The sequence below is a fragment of the Haemophilus parainfluenzae genome (genome assembly GCF_036288925.1).
GTDB lineage: Bacteria > Pseudomonadota > Gammaproteobacteria > Enterobacterales > Pasteurellaceae > Haemophilus_D.
In genome coordinates this window covers 2,139,711-2,159,257 of the sequence record NZ_CP127167.1, presented here as the reverse complement: position 1 = coordinate 2,159,257, position 19,547 = coordinate 2,139,711, and the positions used below count along the sequence as shown (strand labels likewise).

Annotated in this window: 11 protein-coding genes, 4 tRNA genes and 3 rRNA genes; 10 read left to right on the top strand and 8 right to left on the bottom strand. The window is 42.2% G+C overall.

Annotated features, from left to right (window positions below):
- Positions 1 to 59 precede the first annotated feature (59 nt).
- From QQS40_RS10830 to rrf, 7 genes are all read left to right on the top strand, one after another.
- A complete protein-coding gene (locus tag QQS40_RS10830; protein ID WP_329505264.1) occupies positions 60 to 815 on the top strand; it encodes a DeoR/GlpR family DNA-binding transcription regulator in 756 nt (251 codons plus the stop codon).
- A 49-nt stretch (positions 816 to 864) separates the two neighbouring features.
- The gene (murI, locus tag QQS40_RS10825; protein ID WP_049363676.1) at positions 865 to 1,677 is read left to right on the top strand and encodes a glutamate racemase; all 813 of its coding nucleotides are present in this window, start codon (positions 865 to 867) and stop codon (positions 1,675 to 1,677) included.
- A gap of 328 nt (positions 1,678 to 2,005) precedes the next feature.
- A 16S ribosomal RNA gene (locus QQS40_RS10820) occupies positions 2,006 to 3,545 on the top strand.
- Between the two features lie 82 nt (positions 3,546 to 3,627).
- A tRNA-Ile gene (locus QQS40_RS10815) sits at positions 3,628 to 3,704 on the top strand.
- Between the two features lie 53 nt (positions 3,705 to 3,757).
- Positions 3,758 to 3,833, top strand: a tRNA-Ala gene (locus QQS40_RS10810).
- Between the two features lie 247 nt (positions 3,834 to 4,080).
- Positions 4,081 to 6,978 (top strand): 23S ribosomal RNA (locus QQS40_RS10805).
- Between the two features lie 150 nt (positions 6,979 to 7,128).
- A 5S ribosomal RNA gene (gene rrf, locus QQS40_RS10800) occupies positions 7,129 to 7,244 on the top strand.
- Together the 16S, 23S and 5S rRNA genes with 2 tRNA genes alongside form the textbook arrangement of a ribosomal RNA operon.
- 166 nt (positions 7,245 to 7,410) lie before the next feature.
- Here the strand turns inward: rrf and glnE are convergent.
- The 8 genes from glnE to orn all read right to left on the bottom strand — a co-directional run bounded on the left by glnE (position 7,411) and on the right by orn (position 16,180).
- Positions 7,411 to 10,344, bottom strand: a complete 2,934-nt coding sequence (gene glnE, locus QQS40_RS10795; protein ID WP_369866784.1) for a bifunctional [glutamate--ammonia ligase]-adenylyl-L-tyrosine phosphorylase/[glutamate--ammonia-ligase] adenylyltransferase — start codon at positions 10,342 to 10,344, stop codon at positions 7,411 to 7,413.
- 3 nt (positions 10,345 to 10,347) lie between these two features.
- On the bottom strand, positions 10,348 to 11,301 hold the full coding sequence (gene miaA / locus QQS40_RS10790; protein WP_289902476.1) for a tRNA (adenosine(37)-N6)-dimethylallyltransferase MiaA: 954 nt from the start codon (positions 11,299 to 11,301) through the stop codon (positions 10,348 to 10,350).
- Position 11,302: 1 nt separating this feature from the next.
- The gene (mutL, locus tag QQS40_RS10785; protein ID WP_289902475.1) at positions 11,303 to 13,147 is read right to left on the bottom strand and encodes a DNA mismatch repair endonuclease MutL; all 1,845 of its coding nucleotides are present in this window, start codon (positions 13,145 to 13,147) and stop codon (positions 11,303 to 11,305) included.
- 8 nt (positions 13,148 to 13,155) lie between these two features.
- Positions 13,156 to 14,769, bottom strand: coding sequence for an N-acetylmuramoyl-L-alanine amidase (locus QQS40_RS10780; protein WP_329505261.1), 1,614 nt, complete (start codon positions 14,767 to 14,769; stop codon positions 13,156 to 13,158).
- 11 nt (positions 14,770 to 14,780) lie between these two features.
- Positions 14,781 to 15,251 carry a tRNA (adenosine(37)-N6)-threonylcarbamoyltransferase complex ATPase subunit type 1 TsaE gene (gene tsaE, locus QQS40_RS10775; protein WP_329505259.1) on the bottom strand — a complete coding sequence of 157 codons (471 nt, stop codon included), beginning with the start codon at positions 15,249 to 15,251 and terminating at the stop codon, positions 14,781 to 14,783.
- Positions 15,252 to 15,366: 115 nt separating this feature from the next.
- Positions 15,367 to 15,442 (bottom strand) — tRNA-Gly (locus QQS40_RS10770).
- A gap of 20 nt (positions 15,443 to 15,462) precedes the next feature.
- Positions 15,463 to 15,538: transfer RNA gene (locus QQS40_RS10765), tRNA-Gly, on the bottom strand.
- A 93-nt stretch (positions 15,539 to 15,631) separates the two neighbouring features.
- Positions 15,632 to 16,180, bottom strand: a complete 549-nt coding sequence (orn, locus tag QQS40_RS10760; RefSeq protein WP_128787061.1) for an oligoribonuclease — start codon at positions 16,178 to 16,180, stop codon at positions 15,632 to 15,634.
- Positions 16,181 to 16,255: 75 nt separating this feature from the next.
- On the opposite strand from orn, the gene rsgA reads away from it, so the two are divergent.
- The 3 genes from rsgA to ptsI all read left to right on the top strand — a co-directional run bounded on the left by rsgA (position 16,256) and on the right by ptsI (position 19,518).
- Positions 16,256 to 17,293: a small ribosomal subunit biogenesis GTPase RsgA gene (gene rsgA / locus QQS40_RS10755; RefSeq protein ID WP_128787062.1), complete on the top strand. Its 1,038-nt coding sequence runs from the start codon at positions 16,256 to 16,258 to the stop codon at positions 17,291 to 17,293.
- 161 nt (positions 17,294 to 17,454) lie between these two features.
- Positions 17,455 to 17,712 (top strand): phosphocarrier protein Hpr, encoded by a 258-nt coding sequence (ptsH, locus tag QQS40_RS10750; RefSeq protein WP_049355416.1) that lies wholly within the window; start codon positions 17,455 to 17,457, stop codon positions 17,710 to 17,712.
- A gap of 78 nt (positions 17,713 to 17,790) precedes the next feature.
- Positions 17,791 to 19,518: a phosphoenolpyruvate-protein phosphotransferase PtsI gene (ptsI, locus tag QQS40_RS10745; RefSeq protein WP_049355415.1), complete on the top strand. Its 1,728-nt coding sequence runs from the start codon at positions 17,791 to 17,793 to the stop codon at positions 19,516 to 19,518.
- The last annotated feature ends 29 nt before the right edge of the window (positions 19,519 to 19,547 follow it).

The window sequence follows — 19,547 nt, the reverse complement described above, 5'->3', positions numbered from 1 at the left end:
AAATATGCTTCTAATAAATTCAGAGTGGGGAATCCCCACTCTGAATATGGAGATATTTTATGCAAAATAACCGAATCGAACAAATAATCCTCTTCCTTAAAAACCACGCCATTGCGACTGTGGATCAACTGGTCAAAGTAACGAATTCATCACCGGCAACGATCCGCCGAGATTTGATTAAACTCAGTGATGAAGGGACTATTTTACGCACTCACGGCGGTGTCAGTTTAAATCAATTTATTGCCTATCAGCCGACAACGGATGAAAAAATCACCAAGCAGATATCTGAAAAGGAAAGAATTTCGACCTATGCGGCGTCATTAATTTTACCGGGCAATTCCATCGTGCTGGATGCCGGCACGACGACAATGCTGATAGCCAAAAAAATCGCCCATATGGCATTGCGGGTTATTACTACGGATTTACGTATCGCATTATTGCTGTCCGAATATAAACAAATCGAAGTGCTGATGACTGGCGGAAGAGTGGATAACAGCAGCCAATCCTGCGTTGGCTCGCACGGGCAGCATTTGTTGGAGACCGTCCATCCCGATTTCTCATTTGTAAGCTGTAATTCATGGGCGATGAAAGAGGGCGTGACGGCCCCCACAGAAGAAAAAGCTAACCTAAAACGCATATTGTCACAGAATGCCAAACAACGCATACTAGTCGCAGACAGTAGCAAATACGGAAAATATTCCTTATTCGGCGTATCGCCGTTAAACCGCTTTTCAACCATTGTTACCGATACCAATTTACTGGCCGAACAAAAAGCCGAGATGGAATCCCGCGATTTTGATTTAGTGCTTGTTTAATGCGGTGAGCATAGTAATATATTGCCAATTTTTCTAATTTGGCCATGATATGAAACCCACAATTTTAATTTTTGATTCAGGTATGGGCGGGCTGAGCGTATATCGGGAAATCAAGGCTGCACTGCCGCAGGTGCATTATCTGTATTGTTTTGACAATGCGTTTTTTCCTTATTCCGAAAAATCGGAACAGGCGATTATTGACCGCACTTTATCGATTTGCCGCACTATTAACGAACAATATCCTATCGATATTATCGTTATCGGCTGTAATACGGCAAGTACGGTAGTGCTGCCGGCACTGCGCGCCGTTTTTAATTGTCCCGTGGTCGGAACGGTTCCGGCAATTAAACCAGCGGCGGCCATCAGCCGTACCAAAACAATCGGTCTACTTGCCACGAAAGGAACCGTTAAACGGCCTTATGTTGATGATCTTATTAAAAATTATGCAAATGATTGCAAAGTGGAACGTATCGGTTCGACAAAGCTCCCCGAAATTGCCGAACAGAAGATCTACGGTTATTCCGTGGATTTGATTGCGGTACGGCACGAAGTGAAAGCATGGCTGGATAATAAGGAATTAGATACGGTCATTTTAGGCTGTACGCATTTCCCTCTGCTGGAAGAGGAAATTCGTTTGTGTCTGCCGCAGGTGAAGTATTTTGTCGATCCTGCCAAAGCCGTTGCAAAACGCGTACATGCCTTGCTGGCCGAGCAAAAAGTGCGGTCAAAAAATGAAAAATTTTGTAATTTAATTTTTTGTACCAGACATTTCGCGGAGGAAAACAAATTTCAGAACGTATTAAAATATTGGGGATTTGACAAATTATTGCTTTTGAATCTTAACGAAAGATCAATGAGTTAAATTTATCGTTGCATGTTTTATAAGCTAACGATATTTTCTTGCCAAAAAAGATCTTGCAAAGCCGGCAAAAATCCCTATAATATGCCCCACACAACGACGCACCGTTGCTCGGCAACGAAAATCGACCGCGTCGTTTTTTAGTCTTTAATCCACGGCGATTAAGCTAAAGCTCTTTAACAATATATCAGACAATCTGTGTGGGCACTTGTTGATTGACTTGTTTTAAAAATATTTTTTAATTTTGAAGTCTTAATAGGTGCTAACTAGAAATTCATAATACTTTTTAAGTAGTGACATTTTGTGTCAGCAGTATTGAGCGATTGAACTTGAATTGAAGAGTTTGATCATGGCTCAGATTGAACGCTGGCGGCAGGCTTAACACATGCAAGTCGAACGGTAACATAGAGAAGCTTGCTTCTTTGATGACGAGTGGCGGACGGGTGAGTAATGCTTGGGAATCTGGCTTATGGAGGGGGATAACTACGGGAAACTGTAGCTAATACCGCGTAATATCGAAAGATTAAAGTGTGGGACCTTCGGGCCACATGCCATAGGATGAGCCCAAGTGGGATTAGGTAGTTGGTGAGGTAAAGGCTCACCAAGCCGACGATCTCTAGCTGGTCTGAGAGGATGACCAGCCACACTGGGACTGAGACACGGCCCAGACTCCTACGGGAGGCAGCAGTGGGGAATATTGCGCAATGGGGGCAACCCTGACGCAGCCATGCCGCGTGAATGAAGAAGGCCTTCGGGTTGTAAAGTTCTTTCGGTAGCGAGGAAGGTGGTTAGTTTAATAGGCTAGCCAATTGACGTTAACTACAGAAGAAGCACCGGCTAACTCCGTGCCAGCAGCCGCGGTAATACGGAGGGTGCGAGCGTTAATCGGAATAACTGGGCGTAAAGGGCACGCAGGCGGACTTTTAAGTGAGGTGTGAAAGCCCCGGGCTTAACCTGGGAATTGCATTTCAGACTGGGAGTCTAGAGTACTTTAGGGAGGGGTAGAATTCCACGTGTAGCGGTGAAATGCGTAGAGATGTGGAGGAATACCGAAGGCGAAGGCAGCCCCTTGGGAATGTACTGACGCTCATGTGCGAAAGCGTGGGGAGCAAACAGGATTAGATACCCTGGTAGTCCACGCTGTAAACGATGTCGATTTGGGGGTTGAACTTTGAGTTTGGCGCCCGTAGCTAACGTGATAAATCGACCGCCTGGGGAGTACGGCCGCAAGGTTAAAACTCAAATGAATTGACGGGGGCCCGCACAAGCGGTGGAGCATGTGGTTTAATTCGATGCAACGCGAAGAACCTTACCTACTCTTGACATCCAGAGAACATTCCAGAGATGGAATGGTGCCTTCGGGAACTCTGAGACAGGTGCTGCATGGCTGTCGTCAGCTCGTGTTGTGAAATGTTGGGTTAAGTCCCGCAACGAGCGCAACCCTTATCCTTTGTTGCCAGCGATTCGGTCGGGAACTCAAAGGAGACTGCCGGTGATAAACCGGAGGAAGGTGGGGATGACGTCAAGTCATCATGGCCCTTACGAGTAGGGCTACACACGTGCTACAATGGCGTATACAGAGGGAAGCGAGAGTGCGAGCTGGAGCGAATCTCACAAAGTACGTCTAAGTCCGGATTGGAGTCTGCAACTCGACTCCATGAAGTCGGAATCGCTAGTAATCGCAAATCAGAATGTTGCGGTGAATACGTTCCCGGGCCTTGTACACACCGCCCGTCACACCATGGGAGTGGGTTGTACCAGAAGTAGATAGCTTAACCTTTTGGAGGGCGTTTACCACGGTATGATTCATGACTGGGGTGAAGTCGTAACAAGGTAACCGTAGGGGAACCTGCGGTTGGATCACCTCCTTACTAAAAATGAGAGACAATAAGTGTCCACACAGATTGATTGATATATTGTAGACAATATCGAGCAGAAAGCCGTTATTCCCTTGGGTCTGTAGCTCAGGTGGTTAGAGCGCACCCCTGATAAGGGTGAGGTCGGTGGTTCAAGTCCACTCAGACCCACCACTCAAACTGAGTGAGTGATGAAGGTGAATAGGGTGGTAAATAAACGATGATATGGGGATATAGCTCAGCTGGGAGAGCGCCTGCCTTGCACGCAGGAGGTCAGCGGTTCGATCCCGCTTATCTCCACCACTTATCATCGTTAAGTAAATTGACTGATTTAATGCTTAAAATGCTTTAATGAGTTTATTTAACGATGATAACTGAAAATGTTATTTATTTCTGTTCTTTAACAACCAGGAAACAAGCTGAAAAACTGAAGAGACTTTCAAGTCCTTTAAGGATAAGAAAAAGTCTGAGTAAGAATAAAATCTTGATTGAACAAAAGCAATCAAGTGTTTAGTTGAAAACACAACATCAAGAATTTTTGAGGTTGTATAGTTAAGTGACTAAGCGTACAAGGTGGATGCCTTGGCAATCAGAGGCGAAGAAGGACGTGCTAATCTGCGAAAAGCTTGGATGAGTCGATAAGAGGCGTTTAATCCAAGATGTCCGAATGGGGAAACCCAGTAGATGAAGAATCTACTATCACTGACTGAATACATAGGTAAGTGAGGCAAACCGGGAGAACTGAAACATCTAAGTACCCCGAGGAAAAGAAATCAATCGAGATTTCGTTAGTAGCGGCGAGCGAACGCGAAGGAGCCTGTTAGTGATAATGACAGAGACAGAGGAACAAGCTGGGAAGCTTAGCGACACAGGGTGATAGCCCCGTACTCGAAGTCCAGGTCATGGTACTAAGCTAACGACAAGTAGGGCGGGACACGTGATATCCTGTTTGAAGATGGGGGGACCATCCTCCAAGGCTAAATACTCCTGATTGACCGATAGTGAACCAGTACTGTGAAGGAAAGGCGAAAAGAACCCCGGTGAGGGGAGTGAAATAGAACCTGAAACCTTGTACGTACAAGCAGTGGGAGCCCTTTAAGGGTGACTGCGTACCTTTTGTATAATGGGTCAGCGACTTATATTTTGTAGCGAGGTTAACCGAATAGGGGAGCCGAAGGGAAACCGAGTCTTAACTGGGCGTCTAGTTGCAAGGTATAGACCCGAAACCCGGTGATCTAGCCATGGGCAGGTTGAAGGTTGGGTAACACTAACTGGAGGACCGAACCGACTAATGTTGAAAAATTAGCGGATGACTTGTGGCTGGGGGTGAAAGGCCAATCAAACCGGGAGATAGCTGGTTCTCCCCGAAATCTATTTAGGTAGAGCCTTGAGCGGACACCTTCGGGGGTAGAGCACTGTTTCGGCTAGGGGTCCATCCCGGATTACCAACCCGATGCAAACTACGAATACCGAAGAGTGATACTCAGGAGACACACGGCGGGTGCTAACGTCCGTCGTGGAGAGGGAAACAACCCAGACCGCCAGCTAAGGTCCCAAAGTCTATATTAAGTGGGAAACGAAGTGGGAAGGCTTAGACAGCTAGGATGTTGGCTTAGAAGCAGCCATCATTTAAAGAAAGCGTAATAGCTCACTAGTCGAGTCGGCCTGCGCGGAAGATGTAACGGGGCTCAAATATAGCACCGAAGCTGCGGCATCAGTAGCAATACTGTTGGGTAGGGGAGCGTTGTGTAAGCGGATGAAGGTGTGTTGAGAAGCATGCTGGACGTATCACAAGTGCGAATGCTGACATAAGTAACGATAAAACGGGTGAAAAACCCGTTCGCCGGAAGACCAAGGGTTCCTGTCCAACGTTAATCGGGGCAGGGTGAGTCGGCCCCTAAGGCGAGGCTGAAAAGCGTAGTCGATGGGAAACAGGTTAATATTCCTGTACTTGGTAAAGCTGCGATGTGGGGACGGAGCAGGTTAGGTTATCGCACTGTTGGATATGTGCGTTTAAGTTGGTAGGTGGGAAGTTTAGGCAAATCCGAACTTCCTTAACACTGAGAGATGATGACGAGGCTCTACGGAGCTGAAGTAACCGATACCACACTTCCAGGAAAAGCCACTAAGCGACAGGCTTTACTAAACCGTACTGAAAACCGACACAGGTGGTCAGGTAGAGAATACTCAGGCGCTTGAGAGAACTCGGGTGAAGGAACTAGGCAAAATAGCACCGTAACTTCGGGAGAAGGTGCGCCGGCGTAGATTGTAGTCCCTCGCGGGCGAAGGTTGAACCGGTCGAAGATACCAGCTGGCTGCAACTGTTTATTAAAAACACAGCACTCTGCAAACACGAAAGTGGACGTATAGGGTGTGATGCCTGCCCGGTGCTGGAAGGTTAATTGATGGTGTAATCGAAAGAGAAGCTCCTGATCGAAGCCCCAGTAAACGGCGGCCGTAACTATAACGGTCCTAAGGTAGCGAAATTCCTTGTCGGGTAAGTTCCGACCTGCACGAATGGCATAATGATGGCCAGGCTGTCTCCACCCGAGACTCAGTGAAATTGAAATCGCCGTGAAGATGCGGTGTACCCGCGGCTAGACGGAAAGACCCCGTGAACCTTTACTATAGCTTGACACTGAACATTGAATTTTGATGTGTAGGATAGGTGGGAGACTTAGAAGTAGTCACGCCAGTGATTATGGAGTCGACCTTGAAATACCACCCTTTAACGTTTGATGTTCTAACGAAGATTGCGAAACGCGGTCTCGGACAGTGTCTGGTGGGTAGTTTGACTGGGGCGGTCTCCTCCCAAAGAGTAACGGAGGAGCACGAAGGTTTGCTAATGACGGTCGGACATCGTCAGGTTAGTGCAATGGTATAAGCAAGCTTAACTGCGAGACAGACAAGTCGAGCAGGTACGAAAGTAGGTCATAGTGATCCGGTGGTTCTGAATGGAAGGGCCATCGCTCAACGGATAAAAGGTACTCCGGGGATAACAGGCTGATACCGCCCAAGAGTTCATATCGACGGCGGTGTTTGGCACCTCGATGTCGGCTCATCACATCCTGGGGCTGAAGTAGGTCCCAAGGGTATGGCTGTTCGCCATTTAAAGTGGTACGCGAGCTGGGTTTAGAACGTCGTGAGACAGTTCGGTCCCTATCTGCCGTGGGCGTTGGAGAATTGATTGGGGCTGCTCCTAGTACGAGAGGACCGGAGTGGACGCACCACTGGTGTTCCGGTTGTGTCGCCAGACGCATTGCCGGGTAGCTAAGTGCGGAAGAGATAAGTGCTGAAAGCATCTAAGCACGAAACTTGCCAAGAGATGAGTTCTCCCAGATTATAAATCTGTAAGGGTTGTTTAAGACTAAGACGTAGATAGGTCTGGTGTGTAATCGGTGCGAGCCGTTGAGCTAACAGATACTAATTGCCCGAGAGGCTTAACTATACAACGCTCAAGGGTTTTTGAGGTTGTGAGATTAAAATAAAAAACTCAGAGAAGAAAGAGAAGAAGAAAGTTTTTAGGTGAATCAGCTTGTTTGGTTGTGAGACGCTAGAGATAGCGGAGCAGAGAGAGAAAAGTTATTAAAGGAATAATCCTGGCGGCGATAGAGCGGTGGTCCCACCTGACCCCATACCGAACTCAGAAGTGAAACGCCGATGCGCCGATGGTAGTGTGGGGCTTCCCCATGTGAGAGTAGGACACCGCCAGGTCTGAATGTAGAACCCCAAGCTAAAGAGCTTGGGGTTTTTGTTTATGGAGTTTTGTTAAAGATTACTTTGACAATATAAGTGCGGTAGAAAGTTAGGCTGTTTTTACGTAGAGAATATATAAAAAGGAGTTTATCCCAAATATCTGAGAATAGACTCCTTTAATCTTTTAAGAAAATAACTTATTCCAAAAAGAACAAACAAATTCCCTTTCTTCTGTAAACGCCGAATCATCAACAATGACAGGATTTCCTAATAAGTTCAGGTGATGAATTTTATTACGTAGTGTTACGTAGCAGAATTTGAGCTTTTCACATTCTGTTAGAGAAATAATGTGATGTTCTGCCATTGAATCAAAGATGCGGACGTTATCAGACCATTTTGTTAATATTGGATTAGCTGGAGCATTCGCAAGCATCAGATATTGGGCGATAAATTCAATATCGGTAATGCCGCCACGATCTGTTTTGATATTAAAAAAGCCTTCTTTTGTGTGAGATAAATGTTCGTACATTTTTTCACGCATTTCTCTTACTTCAATTTTTAGCTGATTAATATCTCTTTGAGCTGAAAGTACATTACAGCGAATGTTTTCAAATTCTGCTTTTAATTCAGTTTCACCAAAAATGGCACGACTGCGGACAAGCGCTTGCTTTTCCCAAGTCCATGCCTCATTGAGTTGATAGTTTTCAAATGCTTGAAGCGAACAGCCTAGTAAGCCAGCATCGCCTGAAGGTCGTAATCGCATATCAACATCGTAAAGTACGCCTGCACTGGTATTCATGCTAAAAATGCTGACAATTTTTTGAGCCAGTCTTAAATAGAATTGGTTACTATCAATGGATTTTTTCCCACTAATGGTTTGGCCTTCAACAGCTTGGTATAAAAAGACTAAATCCAAATCAGATTTATAACCGAGTTCAATTCCACCTAATTTGCCGTAGCCAATAACTAAAAAACCTTTTTCAGTTTTATCTGCAAGGTGTTCGGGGATCCCAAATCGTTGACTGACTTGTTGCCAAGCAAAATTGACAACGGCATCAATGATTGCTTCTGCCAGATAAGTGAGATGATCGCTTACTTTCATAACAGGCAATACGTCGAGAATATCGGCGGCTGCAACACGTAATAAAATGGACTGTTTGAATTGGCGTAACCCGTCAATAAATTGTTCTTCATCATCTTGCGGTAATCGCAGCATATATTGCTTTAATTCGTCAGGATACTGTGTGAATGGCAATGGATTACGTAGCGCTTCAGTATTTAATAATTCATCGAGTAGAATAGGGTGACGAGCCACTTGTTCAGCGATCATCTGGGATTGCGAACATAGTTCAATTAGCTGCTCAATGGCTTGAGGATTTTCTAAGAGCAATTCCAAATAAGTCGTTCTACTCGCAATTTTATCCACAATATTGAGGATGCGTGGCAATAAAGTGCGGTAATTTTTTTGTTCAAATATTTGAGTGAAGATATTTGGCAATAAGTGAGCTAAAACTTCTCGACCTCGAGAGCCAATAACCCGGCGCGAAAGCCCATCTTTAAATTGAATAAGTTTATCTAAGATATCGGAAATCGCATCTTCATCAATGTGATTATCGACTAGCATTTGTTCAATATCATCGAGATCACCTTCTAAAAAATCAATCCACTGATTATTGTCATCGTTAGGTTCATCTTTTTCTTCACCAATTAATGCATCAAAAACTGACCGCACTTTTTGTTGGTGTGCCTGTAATGTTTGATAGAAATCATCCCAGTTTTCAATTGGATAAGATTTTATCGTAGCCTGATTGTTCTCATCTAAATAAGTGTATTCTCGACAACCGACCATTAATCTAAGGCGATTTTTTTCATCTGTTGGCAGAAGTTGCGTTTGTTGGTCATCAATGGCTTGAAGCACGTTTTCAATACGTCGTAGAAAGATATAAGCTTCTCTTAATTCACGGTATTGTTGAGGCGTAATTAAACCAAGATCTCGTATTTCAGGGAGAAGTTTAAGCAATTCATGTTGTTGGAGCTTAATCTCACGTCCACCGCGAATTAGCTGAAAAACTTGCACAATAAATTCGATTTCTCGAATCCCGCCTGCGCCTAACTTAATATTGTCTTTTAAGCCACGACGACGCACTTCACGCTCAATTTTACCTTTCATTTCACGTAAAGCTTGAATCACACTAAAATCAATATAGCGTCGATACACAAAGGGGCGAAGTAATTGCTGCAAGGTTTTTACATTGGGATCTTGCTCATTTGCGCCTAAAATACGCCCTTTGATCATGGCGTAGCGTTCCCAATCTCGCCCTTGATCTTGGTAATATTGCTCCATTGCAGAAAAACTTAAGGCTAGCGTACCGCTGTCGCCAAAAGGGCGAAGGCGCATATCCGTACGATAGACAAAACCATCTGGCGTAAATTGATCCAATGCATTAATCAGACGTTGTCCTAAACGGGTAAAAAATTTGGCGTTATCAATGGCTCGTCTTGCTCCAACGGTTTCGCCTTGTGAAGGATAGGTAAAAATTAAATCAATATCAGAGGAGAAATTTAGCTCAAAACCACCTAATTTTCCCATGCCAAGAATATAGAGTTGCTGAGGATTGCCATTTTCATCACAAGGCGTGCCCATTTCTTCGTAAGCTTGTTTATATAGCCAATTTCTCGCACCAATGATAAGGCTTTCAGCAAGTTGAGAAAGACGAATAAAAATGTCTTCTACGGTGGCAAGATTCAAGCTTTGACAGAAACTAAGTTTTGCCATTTCTTGATTACGAAAATTTCGTAATGTTTTGTAAAGCTGTTCTTCGTTTTGGATAGTGGAGAGTTGGTCAGCTAAACGGCTAGCATAATGTTGACAATCTGAAAATTGAGGAGGTGTTTGCCACCATTGGGCTAAAAAGTGCGGGTGTTTTTTTAAGACTTTTTCCAAGAAATCAGACAGACTGATGGCATAGTTGATTTGTCCGATTGGTGTCGTGAGATTTGTTGCGTCCCGCTCGATTTGTTGGGTTATTTCATCAAGATTCATTTCAGGGAAATGTTGGCAAAGCACTTCGCCAAGTTGAATGAGTTTTTCAGTCGAAAGCGGAAGTGAAAGTGCCATAATTTACCCTTTAAAATGTTCGTCAATCTTGCGTAGTACGATTTCTTTGGCTTGTTGCGGTTGCAGACTATCTAGCCAATTTAGTGGTGTTTTCCAGCCGCGTAGCCAGGTGATTTGTCGTTTGGCTAATTGTCGAGTTGCACAAATACCGCGGAAGACCATTTCTTCATGATCATAGTCACCACGTAAATATTCCCACATTTGGCGATAGCCAACACAGCGTATAGAAGGCAAATCAGGATGGAGATCTTCTCGTTGATAGAGTTTTTCCACTTCTTCTTGGAAACCTAATTCGATCATTTTATAAAAACGTTGTTCGATACGTTGATGCAATACCGCGCGATCTTCTGGTGCAATAGCGAATTGTAAAAATTGATAAGGCAATTCTTCGCCTTTTTGTTCGGTTAATTCCGTTAATGATTTGCCCGTTAAATAGAATACTTCTAGTGCACGATTAATGCGCTGTGAATCATTTGGATTAATACGCTTTGCTGAAATAGGATCAATTTTTTGTAATTCTTGATGAAGTACTGGCCAGCCAAATTTTTGCGCTTTTTCTTCAATTTCTAAGCGTAAATTTTCATCAGCAGATGGAAGAGGAGAAAGCCCCTCAATCAATGCTTTGTAATACAACATCGTGCCGCCAACCAAAAGCGGAATTTTACCTTGTGCGGTAATATCGGCCATTTCTCTGAGCGCATCGTCACGAAAATTCATCGCAGAATAACTTTCCGCGGGATCTAAAATATCGATTAATCGGTGAGGGGCAAGAGCAAGTTCTTCTTTAGAAGGCTTTGCCGTACCAATATCCATGCCTTTATAAATTAATGCAGAATCGACACTGATCACTTCCACTGGCAGGCTTTGACGTAATTGAATAGCAAGATCTGTTTTTCCTGAGGCTGTTGGTCCCATTAGAAAAAGTACGGTCGGTTTGGAGTCAGTTTTTTGTGTCATATTACAAATCAGTTAAAAAAGGTTGCCAGTTAATCGGTTTCAGTAATGTATTAAATTTCTCTTGATGAGCTTTATTCAGTAAGCGTTCCGTTTCGCTTAATAAGCTGACCGCATCCGCTAATACTTGAATCGGTTTCATCTCTAGCGTCTGACAAAGTGCGGTCAGAAAATCAGGCATATTTTCTAGATCTTCCGCAAGTAGGCTTACCACACATTTTTGTAAATTTTGTGTACGTAAAACCGTAGGCACTTTGTTTAGAGTGAGACGTAGCTGGGCTTCATTTTCAATAAATTCAAAACCACTTTGCTGAAAAAAGGCTTTTTGTTTTTGCCATTGTTCAAATTGTTTTTCATCTAAGCGGAAAATAATCGGAATGAGCAGCGGTTGTTGTGAAATTTCACCTTGTTGTAAGGTTAATTCATAATTTAAGGTTTGCAATTTAGCTAATGACATCAAATAAAACTGCTGATTTTGTTGTAAAAGCAATGCTTTATTTTCAATTAATGCTAATGCGCGTAAATAGCCTGGTTCACTTGTCTGTGGGAGTTGTTCAACGACTGACTTTGTTAAAACTTGAGAATTTTCCACAGGACGTACTAATTCACCATATAAGCGTTGTTCCGTCTTTGTAGGTTGTTCACGATAACCATATGACGGAACGTATTCACTACGGTTTGAAAAGTGTGGTCGATTTTCTGATTGTTTTTCGCGAGGCTGATGATAATTCGAAGCGAAAATATTGTGTCCCGCTGCCGCCCGATTGGGTTTCGGTTCATAGTTAGGTTTATATGAAGCCGAAGGCTCTCTTGCTGCATTTATCGCTGGCGCTAAATCCAATTCAGCTTGAGGAATAGCATTGAGCGCATTTGTTACGCCTTGGCAGATAAAATCATGAATTAAGCGGGCTTGATGGAAACGAACTTCGTGTTTTGTTGGGTGCACGTTGACATCGACATCATGTGGATTGAGGTCGATAAATAGCACAAATGCAGGGTATTGCTCAGTATGTAAATGCTCCGCATAAGCTTGGCGAATGGCGTGGGTGATCACTTTATCACGCACCATTCGTCCATTGATATAGCAATAGTTCAAATCATTTTGAGAACGTGTAAATTCAGGTGCCGCCACCCAGCCAGAAAGATGCAAATCATCATGTTTCCAATCAATGCGCAAGGCATGCTGAACAAAATCATCGCCACAAATAGCAGAAACACGTTTTAGTTGTTGCTCTTCATTCGTTGCAGGACGATATTGTCGAATCATTTTGCCGTTATGAGTGAGCGTAAAAGCAATATTAAATTTTGCTAAAGCAATTCGGCGAATGACTTCATCAATATGAGCAAATTCTGTTTTATCAGTGCGCAAGAATTTACGACGAGCTGGCGTGTTAAAAAAGAGATTTGCGACTTCAACTGTCGTGCCGACTGGATGAGACGCAGGTTTAATTGTAGTTTCCATCTCTCGTCCTTGTGCATAAACCTGCCATGCTTCATTTTGCTCTGCAGTGCGAGAAGTAAGCGTGAGACGAGAAACCGAGCTGATACTGGCAAGGGCTTCACCGCGGAAACCTAAACTTAAAATGGCTTCGAGATCATCAAGATCGGTAATTTTACTGGTTGCGTGTCGAGCGAGTGCGAGACTTAATTCTTCTTTAGGAATACCACTGCCATTATCTCGAATACGAATCAGGCTGGCGCCGCCGTTTTCAATATCAATATGAATTTTATTGGCACCGGCATCAAGGCTGTTTTCCACTAATTCTTTCACCACAGAAGCAGGGCGTTCGACCACTTCACCTGCGGCAATCTGATTAGCCAGCTGTGGAGAAAGAATTTTGATTGCCATAGGATTCCTTATTTTTCTTTAAGTTTGATTTTTTGCCCAGTCACGATTTTGCCGTTTTTCAATACTGGGTTCAGTTTTAAAAGACGATTAACCGGTACATTGTATTCACGAGAGATGCCATAGAGAGTTTGATCGGCTTTCACCGTATGGTAAAGCGGGATTTCTTTCTTGCCATTATCTTTTTTCTCATTTCCTTTTGAAGAAGTGTCTTTTTTATCGTTGCCTTTTTTCTCAGGCTCTTTTTTACTCTCGGTTTTTTCTTGTTTTTTATCTTTTTTAGAAACGGCTTTTTCAGCTTCAACAATCTTGCTGTTTTTCCCTTTGTTATCAGCTTTGGCTTTATCATCCGATTTAGGTTTTTCTTCTATCTTTTTGCCTTTGCCGTTATCTGGGATTTTAATAGTTTCATTCAGCCAAAGTTCTTTACGTTTTAGTTTATTTAATTCAATAATTTCACTGACTTTTACATCATATTTGTTTGCCAGGCTACCAATGCTTTCACCAGGTTTCACTTTATGACGGACGCCACTGTCTTTAACACTTGAAGTGCGGTCAGATTTTTCGGCGTTTTTCTCTTCTTTTTTAGTTGGTTCTTCCGCTTTTTTGCCTTTGCCATTATCTGGAATCTTAATGGTTTCATTTAGCCAAAGTTCTTTGCGTTTCAGTTTATTTAACTCAATGATTTCACTGACTTTGACATCATATTTGTTCGCCAAGCTACCAATGCTTTCGCCTGATTTCACTTTATGGCGAATACCGCTGTCTTTCACATCAGAAGTGCGGTCAGATTTTTCATTGTTTTGATTGTTTAATTTTGTAGATTTGCTGTCTTGCTCGTCACTAGGTAGAACTACGATCGTTTTTAAATTACCGTTGCGATAAGCGACTAAGCCTTCATAAATCATATAAGCAATACGGCGACGATAAGTAATAGTATTCAGTTTTTGTTCTTCTTCCATATTAGAAAGAAACCCCGTTTCCACGAGAACAGAAGGAATATCCGGTGAACGTAATACGCCAAGGCTAGCATGTTGAGGCGTGCTTCGGCTTAAAGGTGTTACACGTGCAAAACGACGTAAAATACTATTTCCTAACTCATAGCCAGTACGTTGACTATGTCCAAATTGCAAATCGAGCACTGTTTGATCTAAATATTTATCATTGTGGCTTAAAAGTACTTTACCCGTGCCTCCGAGAAGATCTGAACGTTTTTCATCATCTTCTAACCATTGCCCAATTTCATCATTAGCACGGCGATTGGAGAGTACCCAGACAGACGCTCCACGTTGGTTAGGGTTTAACGAAGAGTCGGCATGAATTGAAATAAGAAAATTTGCTTTAAATTTTCGTGCAATTTCAGAGCGCTCAGGAACAGAAATGTAGTAATCGCTACTACGTGTTAAGACACCTTTGAAATTAGGATCCTTATCTAATAAAGCTTTTAGTTCTCGAGCAATAGAAAGCGTGACATTCTTTTCATAAATACCTAAATTTTTTCCGATTGCACCAGGATCTTTACCGCCATGGCCAGGATCAATCGCAATTGTCCATTGTGGTGCGGCAAATACGGTAGTAGAAATTAGAGAAAATATTCCAAAAAGAAACGAAAATTTTGCTTTCATGTAAGTCAGTTTTATAGTTGTGCCAAAATATGCTCGCCTACTGAGTTTTGAGCAATTAGCGTAATGTTTCGAGCATCGTCGTAATAATCAATATTCACTAGTAAATCAGCCTCAGGCAAGATGCCCTCACCTTTTTCAGCCCATTCGATTAAGCAGATGCAATTTTGGCTGAAATAATCACGAATACCCATAAATTCCAATTCTTCAGGATCGGCAAGACGATATAAATCAAAGTGATAAATCATTTTTCCTGCAATGCTATATTCTTCCACTAACGTATAAGTAGGACTTTTGACATTGCCTTGGTAGCCTAAACCTTTCACCATTCCACGAGTCAGGGTGGTTTTACCTGCACCAAGATCGCCATTAAAATAAAGCACAATAGCGTTATCTTTCGGTTGTTTTACAAGCACTTCTGCGAGTTTTTTACCAAAACGGAGCATAGTGCCTTCATCAGGAATGTATTGGGTTAATTTGGTCATTCTTAGCGTGATTTTTTAGGTTAAAGTTTCTAGGGGATTTTATCGTATTTTGAAGGGAATATGTAGGGAAAATACAATAAAAAATCCGCTGCTTTTCAGCAACGGATTGAGAATTTGGAGCGGGAAACGAGGCTCGAACTCGCGACCCCGACCTTGGCAAGGTCGTGCTCTACCAACTGAGCTATTCCCGCATGGTATCCATGTGAAAATTTGGAGCGGGAAACGAGGCTCGAACTCGCGACCCCGACCTTGGCAAGGTCGTGCTCTACCAACTGAGCTATTCCCGCATTTCACATTGGTGAATGAGGCAACATTATACGAAAAAATTTATTCAACGCAAGCGCAGATTTTGCAAATGATTGAGTTTGCCTAAGTTTTCATCAACCCAGATTAATAAAGTGCTCACGGTAGTAAGCTAACTCTTTAATTGATTCACGAATATCATCAAGAGCTAAATGAGTATTGCCTTTTTTAAATCCATCTAAAATTTCTGGTTTCCAGCGAGAAGCCAATTCTTTTAATGTGCTGACATCCACATGACGATAGTGGAAATAATCCGCTAAATCAGGCATATATTTGTAAAGAAAGCGTTTATCCTGTGCGATGCTGTTGCCACAAATCGGTGAAGCACCTTTCGGCACCCAGTGTTTTAAAAAATCTAATGTTTGTAATTCTGCTGCACGTTCGGTGAGTTTGCTCGCTTTAACACGTTCCACTAAGCCGTTAGCTGTGTGGGTTTTTACGCACCATTCCGACATTTTGTTTAATAATTCATCACTTTGATGCACTGCAATCACAGGTCCTTCAGCTAAAATATTGAGATCTTTATCGGTCACAATGGTTGCGATTTCAATAATGCGTTCTTTTTCAGGATCTAATCCTGTCATTTCTAAATCGATCCAAATCAGATTTTGTTTATCTAATTGCATAATATAAGGTATCCTATAAACATTTTTAATCCCGTTTATTTTAACGAAAAACATCGGAAAAAACGACCGCACTTTATGAGCAAACGTAAACTAACGCAAAATCAAACTCGTCGAATTCAATCAAATAACGCGAAAGCCTTGCATCGCCACAAGAAGAAAGAAGTGGAATGGCAAGATGATATGCTAGGTGAAAGCCAAGATGGGATAGTCGTTACGCGTTATTCAGTTCATGCAGATGTGGAAAATGCACAAGGCGAAATTTTCCGTTGTAATTTACGTCGTACACTTTCTAGTCTTGTGGTTGGAGACAAAGTGATTTGGCGACAAGGCAATGAACAGCTCCAAGGAGTGAGTGGGGTGATTGAAGCCATTCACCCAAGACAAAATGAAATTGCTCGCCCAGATTATTATGATGGGTTGAAACCAATCGCGGCGAATATCGATCGTATTATTATTGTGTCTGCCGTTGTACCGGTACTTTCACTCAATATTATCGATCGTTATTTAGTGGTGTGTGAAAATGCAGGGATCGAACCTGTCATTGTGGTGAATAAAGGCGATTTACTGAATGCCGAGCAAGAGCAGGAAGTGGAAAGCCAATTACAGATTTACCGTGATATTGGTTATCAGACCATCATCATTTCTGCTGAAACCGGAAAAAATATGGAAAAATTGACCGCACTTTTAAGTGATGGCACATCCATTTTTGTGGGGCAGTCAGGGGTAGGTAAATCCAGTTTAATTAACCATATTTTACCAACAGTTAATGCGCAGGTAGGCGGTATCAGTGAAACCTCAGGCTTAGGGCAACATACCACGACTTCTTCTCGTTTATACCACTTACCACAAGGCGGCAATTTGATTGATTCACCGGGTATTCGTGAGTTTGGTTTATGGCATTTGGAGCCAGATCAGATCACCAAAGGATATCGTGAATTTCAATATTTCTTAGGGACGTGCAAATTCCGAGATTGTAAGCATTTGAACGATCCTGGCTGTGCATTACGCGAAGCGGTAGAGGCAGGGCGGATTTCACCAATACGCTATGAAAATTATCATCGCCTCATTGAAAGCCTGAGTGAGACAAAATCACAACGTCATTTTTCTGTGTAGTATATGTTTTATTCTTACTTAGTAAGCAAACGTTTAAATTTTGTGATATCGCTCAATTTTTTTTATGTTTTTCCTTGATTATTTTATACTTAACAGGGATACTACTGCGGATTTATAAGATTGTTTTTTGAATTTTACTATTACTATGTAGAGGTAACATTATGTTCTCAAAAGATGTAGAGATTACGGCTCCTAATGGTTTACATACTCGCCCTGCGGCACAGTTCGTAAAAGAAGCAAAAGCTTTTGCTTCGGATGTAACTGTTACTTCTGCAGGCAAGAGCGCAAGTGCTAAAAGCTTATTTAAGCTACAAACCTTAGGTTTGACGCAAGGAACTGTAATTACCATCTCGGCAGAAGGTGAAGACGAACAACAAGCCGTTGAACATTTAGTAGCATTAATTCCTACTTTAGAATAATTGACGATAGCCACAGAATTCCTATTCTGTGGCTATTGTTTATTTAGCTTTTAATAAATTATTTCGGAATGTAAAATTATGATTACAGGTATCCCAGCATCGCCAGGTATCGTTTTTGGTAAAGCTTTAGTATTAAAAGAAGAAAAAATTGTTCTGGATTTCCAAAAAATTTCAGAAGATCAAATCGAGTCAGAAGTTGCTCGTTTTTATGCGGGCCGTGAAGCAGCCGTTGAGCAACTTAATTCTATTCATCAACGCGCGTTAAAATCTTTAGGTGAAGAAAAAGCGGCTATCTTCGAAGGCCATTTAATGATCCTTGAAGATGAAGAATTAGAAGAAGAGATTATTGATTATCTTCGTTCACACAAAGTAAATGCGAGTGTGGCAGCAAGTAAAATCATCGATCAACAAGTTGAAATGTTGTCTGAGATTGATGATGAATACTTAAAAGAACGTGCGGGTGATATTCGTGATATTGGTAATCGTTTAATCAAAAATATTTTAGGTATGCACATTGTCGATCTTGGTGATATTACCGAAGAGTCTATCCTTGTGGCTTACGATTTAACCCCATCAGAAACTGCTCAATTAAACTTAGAAAAAGTATTAGGTTTTATCACGGATATTGGTGGTAGAACCTCTCACACCTCTATTATGGCTCGTTCACTTGAATTACCGGCCATTGTTGGGACAAATGATGTGACCGCGCGAGTGAATACCGGTGATTATCTTATTTTAGATGCCGTGAACAACCGTGTTTACGTGAATCCGACTCAAGCTGAAATTGACGAATTAAAAACACTAGAAGTAAAACTCGCTGAAGAAAAAGCAGAATTAGCGAAATTAAAAGATTTACCGGCAGTGACCCTTGATGGCCATAAAGTTGAAGTGGTTGCGAATATTGGTACGATTCGTGATTGTGAAGGGGCACATCGTAATGGTGCAGAAGGGGTAGGTTTATACCGTACAGAATTCCTCTTTATGGATCGTGATCAATTACCAAGCGAAGAAGAGCAATTCATTGCTTATAAAGAAGTGGTTGAAGCAATGGAAGGCCGCTTAGTAGTATTACGTACCATGGATATTGGTGGTGATAAAGAGCTTCCATATTTAAATTTACCAAAAGAAATGAACCCATTTCTTGGATGGCGTGCAGTGCGTATTGCCCTTGATCGTCGTGAGATTTTACATGCGCAATTAAGAGCGGTATTACGTGCTTCGGCATTTGGTAAACTTGCCGTGATGTTCCCGATGATTATTTCGGTAGAAGAAATTCGCGAGTTAAAATCTGTGCTTGAAACGTTAAAAGCCGAATTACGTGCAGAAGGTAAGGCTTTTGATGAAAGTATTCAAGTAGGTGTCATGGTTGAAACCCCATCTGCGGCAGTGAATGCGAAATTCTTAGCGAAAGAAGTGGATTTCTTTAGTATTGGTACAAACGATTTAACGCAATATACCTTAGCCGTTGACCGTGGTAACGAATTAATTTCTCACTTATACAATCCAATGTCACCTTCAGTACTTGGTTTGATTAAACAAGTGATTGATGCCTCTCATGCAGAAGGCAAATGGACGGGGATGTGTGGCGAGTTAGCCGGTGATGAACGCGCGACCTTATTGTTACTCGGTATGGGCTTGGATGAATTTAGTATGAGTGCAATTTCTGTACCTCGTATTAAAAAATTAGTGCGTCATGTGAATTATCAAGAGGTAAAAGCCTTGGCGGATGAAGCATTACAAAAACCAACATCTGCTGAAATTGAACAATTAATTCAGGCTTTTTTAGCAGAAAAATCGTTAAACTAGATACAAAAACAAAGTTTTACGTTAAAATA

Coding starts and splice junctions, on each gene's coding strand:
- QQS40_RS10830 (WP_329505264.1), top strand. CDS start 60: ATGCAAAATAACCGAATCGAACAAATAATCCTCTTCCTTAAAAACCAC.
- murI (WP_049363676.1), top strand. CDS start 865: ATGAAACCCACAATTTTAATTTTTGATTCAGGTATGGGCGGGCTGAGC.
- glnE (WP_369866784.1), bottom strand. CDS start 10,344: ATGGCACTTTCACTTCCGCTTTCGACTGAAAAACTCATTCAACTTGGC.
- miaA (WP_289902476.1), bottom strand. CDS start 11,301: ATGACACAAAAAACTGACTCCAAACCGACCGTACTTTTTCTAATGGGA.
- mutL (WP_289902475.1), bottom strand. CDS start 13,147: ATGGCAATCAAAATTCTTTCTCCACAGCTGGCTAATCAGATTGCCGCA.
- QQS40_RS10780 (WP_329505261.1), bottom strand. CDS start 14,769: ATGAAAGCAAAATTTTCGTTTCTTTTTGGAATATTTTCTCTAATTTCT.
- tsaE (WP_329505259.1), bottom strand. CDS start 15,251: ATGACCAAATTAACCCAATACATTCCTGATGAAGGCACTATGCTCCGT.
- orn (WP_128787061.1), bottom strand. CDS start 16,180: ATGCAATTAGATAAACAAAATCTGATTTGGATCGATTTAGAAATGACA.
- rsgA (WP_128787062.1), top strand. CDS start 16,256: ATGAGCAAACGTAAACTAACGCAAAATCAAACTCGTCGAATTCAATCA.
- ptsH (WP_049355416.1), top strand. CDS start 17,455: ATGTTCTCAAAAGATGTAGAGATTACGGCTCCTAATGGTTTACATACT.
- ptsI (WP_049355415.1), top strand. CDS start 17,791: ATGATTACAGGTATCCCAGCATCGCCAGGTATCGTTTTTGGTAAAGCT.